Source organism: uncultured Lactobacillus sp. (genome assembly GCF_902491705.1).
GTDB lineage: Bacteria > Bacillota > Bacilli > Lactobacillales > Lactobacillaceae > Lactobacillus.
On record NZ_CABUIW010000067.1, the window covers coordinates 1 to 10,476 of the forward strand.

At 36.8% G+C, this 10,476-nt stretch carries 9 protein-coding genes; 1 reads left to right on the forward strand and 8 read right to left on the reverse strand.

Annotation, left to right across the window (positions count from 1 at the left end; genetic code table 11):
• Positions 1 to 91 precede the first annotated feature (91 nt).
• The 6 genes from RDN22_RS10040 to RDN22_RS10065 form a co-directional block, all read right to left on the reverse strand.
• Positions 92 to 370, reverse strand: coding sequence for a hypothetical protein (locus RDN22_RS10040; protein ID WP_308557929.1), 279 nt, complete (start codon positions 368 to 370; stop codon positions 92 to 94).
• An 8-nt stretch (positions 371 to 378) separates the two neighbouring features.
• Positions 379 to 1,495, reverse strand: a protein-coding gene (gene prfB, locus RDN22_RS10045; protein WP_308557931.1) for a peptide chain release factor 2 whose coding sequence is annotated in 2 segments (ribosomal slippage) — positions 379 to 1,422 and positions 1,424 to 1,495 — 1,116 coding nt in all. Because the reading frame shifts where the segments join, the coding sequence is not laid out codon by codon here.
• Between the two features lie 56 nt (positions 1,496 to 1,551).
• On the reverse strand, positions 1,552 to 3,951 hold the full coding sequence (secA, locus tag RDN22_RS10050; RefSeq protein ID WP_308557933.1) for a preprotein translocase subunit SecA: 2,400 nt from the start codon (positions 3,949 to 3,951) through the stop codon (positions 1,552 to 1,554).
• Between the two features lie 138 nt (positions 3,952 to 4,089).
• Positions 4,090 to 4,635: a ribosome hibernation-promoting factor, HPF/YfiA family gene (hpf, locus tag RDN22_RS10055; protein ID WP_308557935.1), complete on the reverse strand. Its 546-nt coding sequence runs from the start codon at positions 4,633 to 4,635 to the stop codon at positions 4,090 to 4,092.
• 81 nt (positions 4,636 to 4,716) lie between these two features.
• Positions 4,717 to 5,412 (reverse strand): ComF family protein, encoded by a 696-nt coding sequence (locus tag RDN22_RS10060; protein WP_308557937.1) that lies wholly within the window; start codon positions 5,410 to 5,412, stop codon positions 4,717 to 4,719.
• A complete protein-coding gene (locus RDN22_RS10065; RefSeq protein WP_308557939.1) occupies positions 5,409 to 6,695 on the reverse strand; it encodes a helicase-related protein in 1,287 nt (428 codons plus the stop codon). Before RDN22_RS10065 ends, RDN22_RS10060 begins: the two co-directional genes overlap by 4 nt.
• A 46-nt stretch (positions 6,696 to 6,741) precedes the next feature.
• Between RDN22_RS10065 and RDN22_RS10070 the strand changes: the two genes are divergently transcribed.
• On the forward strand, positions 6,742 to 7,404 hold the full coding sequence (locus tag RDN22_RS10070) for a YigZ family protein (RefSeq protein ID WP_308557941.1): 663 nt from the start codon (positions 6,742 to 6,744) through the stop codon (positions 7,402 to 7,404).
• An 18-nt stretch (positions 7,405 to 7,422) separates the two neighbouring features.
• Here RDN22_RS10070 and RDN22_RS10075 read toward each other — a convergent pair whose 3' ends face one another.
• Together RDN22_RS10075 and rny are read right to left on the reverse strand one after the other, a co-directional pair.
• Positions 7,423 to 8,589 carry an MraY family glycosyltransferase gene (locus tag RDN22_RS10075; RefSeq protein ID WP_308557943.1) on the reverse strand — a complete coding sequence of 389 codons (1,167 nt, stop codon included), beginning with the start codon at positions 8,587 to 8,589 and terminating at the stop codon, positions 7,423 to 7,425.
• Positions 8,590 to 8,694: 105 nt separating this feature from the next.
• On the reverse strand, positions 8,695 to 10,326 hold the full coding sequence (gene rny / locus RDN22_RS10080) for a ribonuclease Y (RefSeq protein ID WP_308557945.1): 1,632 nt from the start codon (positions 10,324 to 10,326) through the stop codon (positions 8,695 to 8,697).
• Positions 10,327 to 10,476: the final 150 nt, after the last annotated feature.

The following is a 10,476-nucleotide window of genomic DNA, read 5'->3' on the forward strand; positions in this document are numbered from 1 at the left end:
CTATTCTCCATGTTTATCTTTCTAAATAGTTCCAGTTTCCATATTCTTCTATATTTATCTACGTTTTGGTCAACAGTTAACTTCCTCCTAACTATTTGTCATCATCAATATCTTTAACGGTTACATTTCGAGCCCGTTTTCTTGTAGTTTTTTGCGTAGTTTCACTAGTTTTAAACCAATCAAAGTAGGCTCCACTGGCTGGTACTTTATTTTTATTCCTTTTACCTGAAATCCAAAAGATCAGCCAGATAATTCCAATAGCAATTAAGGCTACTGGCAAAAGCAAAATAAATGCTTTAAACAATACAAATAATAAACTCAAAATAATTAATGCTACTAAAACAAGCGTTACAATTCCTAAAAAACTCATTTTTTCACCTATTCTGGATTTTCCTGACTAAGCAACCATTGCAAATATGAATAAATAAACGGTTGCAATTTACCATCCATTACACCATTTGCATCAGAAGTTTCATATCCTGTTCGCAAATCTTTTACAAGATTATAAGGATGGAAAACATAGGATCTAATTTGTGAACCCCAACCAATTTCTTTTTGATCGCCTTTTAAAGCTTGCTTTTGCTTACGCTTTTTCTCTTCTTCTAAGTGAAAAAGCTTGGCTCTCAATTCATTCATGGCAGTCTCACGGTTTTGCAATTGTGATCTTTGAGCCTGTGATGTAGTTACAATACCGGTAGGCAGGTGAGTAATTCTAACAGCACTAGAAGTCTTGTTAATATGCTGACCACCGGCACCGCTTGAACGATAGACATCGATTCGTAAATCTTTAGGATCGATATCAATTTTAATACTATCATCAATTTCTGGAATTACTTCAACAGAAGCAAAAGAAGTGTGTCGTCTTTTAGCAGCATCAAAAGGTGAGATTCTAACTAAACGATGGACACCATTTTCAGACTTAAGCATTCCATAAGCATTTTTGCCTACAATTCTAGCGCTTACGCTCTTTAAGCCAGCTTCTTCACCTGGTTCATAGTCATTAATCTCAAATTTAAAACCAGCACTATCGCAGTAGCGTTGATACATTCTAAGGAGCATTTGCCCCCAGTCCATTGCTTCTGTACCACCAGCACCTGGGTGAATTTCAATCAATGCATTATGACTATCATATTTACCTGATAATAGTAAATCTAGTTCATAATTATGGAATTCATCTTGCAGTGTAGTTAAATTTTCTTCTGTTTCTTTTTGCAGATCTGGATCTGGTTCTTCACGAAGCAATTCAAGCGCCGTTGTTTCATTTTCGTATCCTTTTTGCAGTTTTAAAAATGAATCACGCTTTTCTTTTAATACATTATTTTCACTAATTAATTTTTGTGCTTTTTCCTGATTGTTCCAAAAATCAGGTTGTGCCATTTTAGCTTCATTTATTTCAATGCTTTCATCAATCGCATCGAGGTCAAAGAGACCCCCTAAAGTGATTTAGACGCTTTTTAAGCTCATCTAACACACTTTGAATTTCACTAATTTCCATATTTTTCCTTTTTCTATTACAAAAAAAGGGAAGCTGTTAACTCCCCTTTTTCTTTATTAACGACTAAGATTTTGTCTAATTTCAGCCTTCATGAACAAACGAGTTACATCAAATTCAATATTTGAAATCATTTCTTCAAACATTCTGTAACCAGAATCTTGATATTCAACCAATGGGTTAAGTTGACCATAACCACGAAGACCAATTGATTGACGTAATTGATCCATTGCATCGATATGATCAGTCCAGCGGTCATCTACAACACGTAAGATAACAACTTTTTCAAATTCAAGCATTTGACTTGGATCGCCCAAAGCCTTTTCCTTATCTTCAAAGTTCTTTTCAACAATGTCGTAGAGTTTCTTCTTTAAGTCATCTACACTGATAGTCTTGAAATCAATTGAATCAGTAACTTGTTCAGAAGTTAAACTTGAAGAAATGAAATCGCGTAATGAGTCAAGACGCCAGTCTTTACGATCACCTTGCGTAAACATATCGACTTGGCTGTTGATTGTCCGGTGAATCATTGGAATTAAAACATTCTTTAATGACTTATCGGCTTCAATAACTTGCATTCTTTCGCCGTAGATGATTTCACGTTGAATACGCATAACATCATCGTATTGCAAAGTTTGCTTACGAGTATCGTAGTTGTTACCTTCTACACGCTTTTGTGCAGATTCAACTTGACGAGTAATCAAACGACTTTCAATTACCTTATCATCATCGTTATCTGACAAACGGTCCAAGAAGTCCTTAACACGGTCTCCACCGAATCGTTTCATCAAATCGTCTTCAAGTGATAAGTAGAATCTAGTGTAACCTGGGTCACCTTGACGACCAGAACGACCACGAAGCTGGTTATCAATACGACGTGATTCGTGACGTTCAGTACCAATAACAGCTAACCCGCCAAGTTCCTTAACACCAGGCCCCAATTTAATATCAGTACCACGACCAGCCATGTTAGTGGCGATAGTTACGGCACCACGTTGACCAGCGTTCATGATGATTTGAGCTTCTTTTGCGTGGTTTTTAGCGTTCAAAACGGCATGAGGAATATTTGCTTCATCAAGCAAATGACTAAGTCTTTCTGAACTTTCAATAGCTACAGTACCAACCAAAACAGGTTGTCCCTTAGCGTGGCGCTTTTTAATCTCTTCAACTACAGCATGGAATTTTGAATCCAAAGTTGGGTACAAAATATCAGGCATATCTTTTCTGGCAATTGGACGGTTAGTTGGAATTGTGATTACCTGCATGTTGTAGATTTCACGGAATTCTTCTTCTTCAGTCTTAGCAGTACCAGTCATACCTGACAACTTCTTGTACATTCTGAAGAAGTTCTGGTAAGTAATCGTAGCTTGCGTTCTTGATTCTTCTTGAATCTTAACGCCTTCCTTAGCTTCGATAGCTTGGTGCAACCCATCTGAGTAACGACGGCCTTCCATTACACGACCAGTAAATGAGTCAACGATTAAGACTTCGCCATCTTGGACAACGTAGTCAATATCCTTAAGCATAATGTAGTTGGCACGAAGAGCTTGATCAATGTGGTGAACCAACTTTTGGTTTTCAACATCGTACAAGTTCTTTAAGCCGAAGTGTTGACAAGCCTTTTCAATACCAGTTCTAGTAAGAGAAATGGTCTTAGTTGGCCAGTCGATCTTATAATCGCCGTGATCTTCATCATCGTCAGCGTCATCATCGCTCTTGTCTTCAGTCAAAGTCTTTACAAAGCGGTCAGCACGAATGTAGTCACTGTTTGCTTGTTCAGCTTCACCAGAAATAATCAAAGGAGTTCTAGCTTCATCAATCAAAATTGAGTCAACTTCGTCGATGATTGCGTAGTTCAATGGACGTTGTACCATTTGTTCCTTGTAAACAACCATGTTGTCACGCAAATAGTCAAAGCCAAGTTCTGAGTTAGTTGAATAAGTAACGTCACAGTTGTAAGCCTCACGCTTTTCATCTGGTGACATTGAGTTCAAGTTCAAACCTACAGTTAAGCCAAGCCACTTGTAAAGTTGACCCATTTCTTCTTCGTCACGACTTGAAAGGTATTCGTTAACAGTAACAACGTGTACACCTTTGCCTTCAAGTGCATTCAAATATACAGGCATGGTTGCTGTCAAAGTCTTACCTTCACCAGTCATCATTTCAGCGATGTTACCGTAGTGAAGAGCAATACCACCCAAGATTTGTACGTGGAATGGGTAAAGTCCTAAGACACGCTTAGCACCTTCACGAGCAACAGCAAAAGCTTCTGGCAAAAGATCGTCTAGGCTTTCACCCTTCTTAAGACGGTCACGAAACTCTGGCGTCTTTGCTTGTAATTGTTCATCAGATAGTTTACTCATTTCATCAGCATGAGCTTCTACCTTAGCTGCAATTTTTTCAAATTTCTTAAGTTCTCTTTTATCGTCGTTGTATAGTTTCTTTAAAATATTTACCATTAAATCGGTCCTTATATGTCGTAAAGTCTAAAAATACAGACTAATTTTAACATGATTGTCTGCAAAATGAAAATATTCTAAATAAAAAACCCCACGCTTGAACAAACGCGAGGTTTTTTATGAACGAGTTTATATCGATTATTCGTTAGTTTCAATTAAGCCGTAACGACCATCGTTTCTACGGTAAACAACGCTAGTGCCGTTAGTTTCAGCATCTTCAAATACGAAGAAGTCGTGTTCCAACATATCCATTTGCAAAATTGCTTCTTCTGGATCCATTGGCTTTAAACTTACGCGCTTGTTACGAACGATATCGAATTCACTAGGCTTCTTTTCTTCTTCTTGTGGTTGTTCCACGAAGAAATCTTGTAAACCTTTTTCACGACTCTTTCTGTTAACACGAGTCTTGTATTTTCTAATTTGACGTTCGAGTTTCTCTGAAACGAAGTCAATGCTACGATACATATCATCCGTGGTTTCTTCAGCTCTCAAAACCAAGTATGGTAATGGAATAGTAACTTCGACCTTAGCTGAGTGATCACGGTATACTCTTAAGTTTACGTGTGCAATCACATCTTGGTTAAGTTCAAAGTATTTTTCCAACTTGTTTAAACGTTTTTCAACATAGCTTCTTAAAGCGTCAGTTACTTCGATATTTTCTCCACGAACATTGTACTTTAACATATAAGATTCTCCTTTCACCGCAAAGCGGTTTTTTCTTTACACTTTTATTATACCAAAAAATGAAAGCGTTTCATAACAAATCTAGTGACAAATTGAAAAGCTTTCAATTTGCATCCCATGAAAGGCTTCTTTTAAACAATCCCGTGCATGATAAAGCGTGCGCCCCGTAGTATAAATATCATCCAAAATTAATATTTTCCCTGTTTGTACATTTTCTCTTATGTTGATAGTTTTATCAACTAAAAAGCCTTGCGGCGTTTTTAGCCTCTCTTCTTTATTTTTCTCTCCTTGTGCATGACTACCTTCTTTCTTAATTAAAATCGGTGTAAGCGGCAAAATATCGCCATAAATAGCCGAAATTGTATCAAATTGACGTCTCTCTCGGTGCTCTGGTGATGTTGGAACTGGTACATAAAAATCATATTTATTTTTTGATAAATATTCATAGCATAATTCCTGCAAAATCTCGCGCATTGCATAATCACCGCGACGTTTATAAGAGACCATCAAATCATGAAAAGTTGAATCATATCGATAAAGTGAATGGTTCACTAAAACATCCCCTTGATAAATTCTCTTCCACCTTTCACAATCGCTGCAAATAATTCCTGTATCCAACATTTTTGAACAAATAGCGCATTGCTTACCAGTCAAACGTAAAAACTGCTTTTGACAATGCTGGCAAATCTTCTTTTCACGATATTTCTTTAATGAAAAAATTTCAGCAAAATAAATAGCCGGAGTAAAAACTTGCTCACACATTAGACACTTTCTCATTTGTTCATTTCCTTAATCTGCTTAATGCTATTGCGAATATTTTTCGTATAACGGTGATAGCAATATAGCACTAACCCTTTTGGATCATCTTTTGCTCGTCCTACTCGTCCTGCAATTTGAACCAAACTAGACGTCGTATAAATTGGATCATCAGCCGCAATAATAATCACCCAGACATGCTTAAAAGTTACCCCACGCTCTAAAATAGTTGTCGTTAAAAGTAAGTCTATCTGTCGCTTGCGAAAAGCTTGAACTTTTTCTAGTCGCTTAGGATCCTGAGCATGAACACCCGCAATTTTTATTTGTTCGTCTTCCAATTTCTTTTGCAAAATCTGTTGATACACAGGAATTTCTTCAATTCTTGGCACAAACACTAGCAACGGATGTCCACTTTTAATCACTTTTTTAATCTCATTTAGTAATTTAGGATGAATCTGCTTTTTCTTATTTAAAAATGGTTTAATGAATAATTTCTCAGTTGGGACTGGCAAAAGCCCTCCGTGAAAGCGCCGATTCAATTTTAAAATTTGGATTTTCCCTTGCTTTGCCTCTTCAAGTAAATCATCAGTTGGCGTTGCACTTAAATAAACTCTGACTCCGTCTTTCTTTATGGCAGCCTTAGCTGCAAAGTGTAATTGCGAATTCCCCACATACGGAAATGAGTCCACCTCATCAATTACTAATAAATCAAATGCCTCATAAAATTTCATTAATTGGTGCGTAGTACAGATTGTTAACTGTTCAATCCCAGGCTCTTTAAATTCTCTTCCATGGTATTTGCCAATCTCAATTTCTGAAAAAGCTGCTTGGAAACGTGGAAAAAGTTCATTAACCACATCGATTCTGGGTGTAGCAATACATGCCCTTTTGCCACTGCTCATACATTCTGCAATTAATTGAAAAAGCATTTCGGTTTTACCAGCTCCCGTTACCGCATGAACCAGACTGTGCTTTTTCTGCTTAAAGTTATTAACTAATTCATCAGAAATCTTCTGCTGAAGCGGTGTCAGTTTTCCAACCCACGTCATACCACCATCCTTTTTGACAGGATAAACATATTTTTCAGTCTGCCTTACTAAAAAATCACCTTCAATAATGCGGCCAATCCCAATACAACCGCGACAATAAAATTTACCATTGGGTAATTGATACTCAACTATGGTCCCACAACGATTGCATCTCTTATTTTCAATTGCAGGAACTTTGCTACAATGCGTAAGTATGCTAGAATCCTTTTGACTAACAACCCATTGACGACCTAATAATAGAGTTGAATCTTCCATTGTTTTCACCCCTCTATTATTTATTACGCAAAAAGAGGCGATTTTTTTGTCAGAGAAAGAAAATTTTTTAACTATTAAAGAAAATGGCAGCAGTGAATTAGTCATTAAAAAAAGTAAATTTATTGCTAGCATGGCTAGAACGAATTCTACTGAAGAAGCAAACGCTTTTATCCAGGAAATCTCCAAAAAATATAGGGATGCAACACACAACACTTTCGCTTATACAATCGGCTTAAACGACGATCAAGTTAAAGAAAGCGATAATGGCGAGCCATCTGGTACAGCAGGAGTTCCAGAATTAAAAGCGTTGCAATTAATGAATTTGAAAAACGTTACTGTAGTAGTTACCAGATATTTTGGCGGCATCAAACTAGGAGCTGGCGGCTTAATTCGTGCATATTCTAATAGTGTAACTAACGCCGTAGAAAAGATAGGCGTAATTAAGCGAGTATTGCAGCAAGAATTAATTTTTAGCGTTCCATATAATCGCTTTGATGAAGTAGACCATTATCTAAAGACCAACGATATCTTCATTGCAAATACCGAATACGGCGTAGATGTAACAATTCATATTTTCTTAGATGACGATGATCAAGAAAAAACAAAAAATGATTTAACCAACTTGTTATCTGGTCAAATCAAATTTACTAATGGTCAAAAACGTTACAATGAAATTCCTGTAAAAAGCAATAATTTTCATGAGCAATAAAAAAGGCTTAGCTTAACGCTAAACCTTTTTATTTTGATCTTTCTTACTTTTAAGTTGGTCAGGCTTTTCTTCTCCCAAGTGCCAAACTTCAACAGTAGGATCAACCTTGCTCTTTTGATTAATAATTTTTTGAATTACGTGCATCAATGGATGATATTTTTCTCCAAGTAAGCCAATCGATTCCACAAAATATTCAAGTGCAATCAATAATCCAATAATCAAAAGCCAAGTTCCCCATGCTGGTGAAAGCAAGAACAACAATGAAATAAATGAGAAAACTAATGACAATGCATAAATAGTTAATACAGTCTGTCTATGAGTTAATCCCATACGCATTAATTGGTGATGCAAGTGGTGCTTGTCGGCTTCTGAAATTGGCTTTTTATTAAGCTTACGTCTAATCATCGCATAAACCGTATCGGTAATTGGTACACCCAAAATAATGATCGGAACCAAAAGTGAGATGAAAGTTACGTTCTTTAAGCCTTTCAGTGATAAAACGGCAATCATAAAACCGATATAAAGTGCACCAGTATCGCCTAAGAAAATCTTAGCTGGATGGAAATTATAAGGCAAAAAGCCCAATAAACAAGCAGCTAGCATAAAGCAGGCAATTGGCACATAAAGCTGATGCGTATGTAAAAAGAAATATCCAACAATTCCCATTGTAGTTAAAGAAATCATTGAAACCCCATCTGCTAAACCATCTAATCCATCAATCAAGTTAACAGCATTAGTTAAAGCCAAGATCCAAAAGATGGTAATTGGAAAACTCCACCAGCCTAAATTTATTTCATGCGAAATGAAAGGCAGCTTTAATACATTCATTCTGATGCCTGCCAAGAAATAAATAATCAGTGAGGCAATAAAAATACCAAACATTTTTTGTCTGGGTTTTAATTCCAAAATGTCATCAATTAACCCTGTCAATACGATTACGCTGGAAGCTAATAAAATTGAAAAAATTTCATGAGTAGGGAACTGCTCTCTCAAAAGTACAAAAGCGCCGATGTTAAAAGTAACGAAAATGCCTAGTCCCCCGATAGTTGGCATTGGTTTCTTATTAACACGACGAGCATTAGGATTATCAACGGCACCTAATACAAAGGCAAGACGTCTAATAAAAGGTGTAATGGCCGCTGAAATAATTACTAATAAGAATAATTCAACAATAATTTTAAACATATATGGCTACTTTCCTTATTTACTTGTCCTAATTATACAAGTAGACAAGCTTTTGTACAAATAACGAAAAAAGGTTTGGAAATTTTACATTCCAAACCTTTTTCTTTATTTAGCAATTGCTACAACACGTTTTTCACGGATAACGGTAATCTTAATATTTCCTGGATAATCCAGTTCTTTTTCTACTTGATTACGGATATCACGTGCCAAAATTACTGTTCGATCATCTGAAATTTCATCAGGTTCAACCATAACTCGAACTTCACGCCCTGCTTGAATAGCATAAGCTTGCTTAACGCCTTGATAGCTTTTAGCAATTTTTTCTAGTTCAGTCAAACGTCTGATATAGTTTTCCAAACTCTCGCTTCTTGCACCTGGACGAGCCGAAGAAATCGTATCTGCTGCAACTACAAGTTCAGCAATAAACGACGTCTTAGGAACATCACCGTGGTGAGCAGCAATCGCGTTAACTACAACATCGGGTTCATGATACTTTCTAGTTAATTCAACCCCAATTTCTACGTGGGAACCTTCAATATCATGATCGATGGCCTTACCAATATCGTGTAATAATCCCGCGCGAACCGCTAGTTTTTCATCTAGACCAAGTTCCGCAGCCATAGTACCTGCTAACTTACCAACTTCAATTGAGTGTGACAAAACGTTTTGTCCATATGAAGTACGGTACTTCAAGCGGCCAAGAGTCTTAACTAATTCAGGATTCATTCGATGAATTCCTAATTCCATTAAGGCACTTTCACCCGCTTCATAAATGTCATCATTAACTTCTTTTCTGGCTTTATCAACCATCTCTTCAATTCGAGCTGGGTGAATTCGGCCGTCCTTAATTAAGCGCTCCATTGCTCTTTTAGCAATTTCACGTCTAATAGGATCAAAACCACTTAATGTGACAACCTTTGGCGTATCATCGATAATTAAATCGATTCCAGTTAAAGCCTCGAATGAACGAATATTTCGACCTTCACGACCAATAATTCGTCCCTTCATTTCTTCATTTGGCAAATCAACGACAGATACAGTAGTTTCAGCCACAGTATCTGCTGCGCTACTTTGAATAGCGTCAACAATGATTTGATTGGCATAACGATCAGCTTTTGCTTTAATTTCTTCGTTGCTAGTTCTGATCATTTCAGCTCGTTCTTTAACTAATTCATCAGATAATTGATCAAGAACAATCTTTTTAGCTTGTTCTTTGTCTAATTTAGCTACTTCGTAGAGCTTTTGCCGTCTGGTTTCAACTAATTCATCAGCCTCAGTTAATTTGGCCTTTAAGTCAGCATCTTGCTGCTTTAATTGATCTTCTTTTTGCGTGAGTCCAGTTTCTCTTTCATCTAACAAAGAAGTCTTATGATCTAAGGTATCTTCACGTTGTTGTAAACGGTTCTTTTCCCGAGCTAAGTTGTCCTTTTTGACATTTAACTCATCTTCGGTTTTTTGCCTAAAATCACGGATTTGTTCTTGAGCTTCAAGAATCTTTTCTTTCTTAGTATTCTCAGCACTTTGCTTAACAGCTTCAGCTGCTTGCTTTTGTGCGTTGACTTCTGCTTCAGCAGCAGCTACCTGTGCTTTAGCATCAGCCAAAATATGGTCTGCATCATTTTGAGCATTCTGAGCTTTTTGTTCCCAAGAGTGCTTACGCATTGCATAACCAATTCCTGTACCCACCAAAAGTGAAACAATGGCAGTTGCGACGGGAATCATAATTATTGTATTCATGATTACTATCGCCTTTTTTTAGAATTATTCACACAACTTTTATGATAAAGAACCTGTGTGTCCATGTCAATCATGATAAAAAAACCTTGGAATAATGATCCGTACCGCGTCAAGTAGACAGCTAAAATATATAAAATAATTATTAGTCAG

What these genes read in the sequence shown, in the direction of transcription:
- RDN22_RS10040 (WP_308557929.1), bottom strand. Translation starts at nt 370, where the DNA reads ATGAGTTTTTTAGGAATTGTAACGCTTGTTTTAGTAGCATTAATTATT.
- secA (WP_308557933.1), bottom strand. Translation starts at nt 3,951, where the DNA reads ATGGTAAATATTTTAAAGAAACTATACAACGACGATAAAAGAGAACTT.
- hpf (WP_308557935.1), bottom strand. Translation starts at nt 4,635, where the DNA reads ATGTTAAAGTACAATGTTCGTGGAGAAAATATCGAAGTAACTGACGCT.
- RDN22_RS10060 (WP_308557937.1), bottom strand. Translation starts at nt 5,412, where the DNA reads ATGAGAAAGTGTCTAATGTGTGAGCAAGTTTTTACTCCGGCTATTTAT.
- RDN22_RS10065 (WP_308557939.1), bottom strand. Translation starts at nt 6,695, where the DNA reads ATGGAAGATTCAACTCTATTATTAGGTCGTCAATGGGTTGTTAGTCAA.
- RDN22_RS10075 (WP_308557943.1), bottom strand. Translation starts at nt 8,589, where the DNA reads ATGTTTAAAATTATTGTTGAATTATTCTTATTAGTAATTATTTCAGCG.
- rny (WP_308557945.1), bottom strand. Translation starts at nt 10,326, where the DNA reads ATGAATACAATAATTATGATTCCCGTCGCAACTGCCATTGTTTCACTT.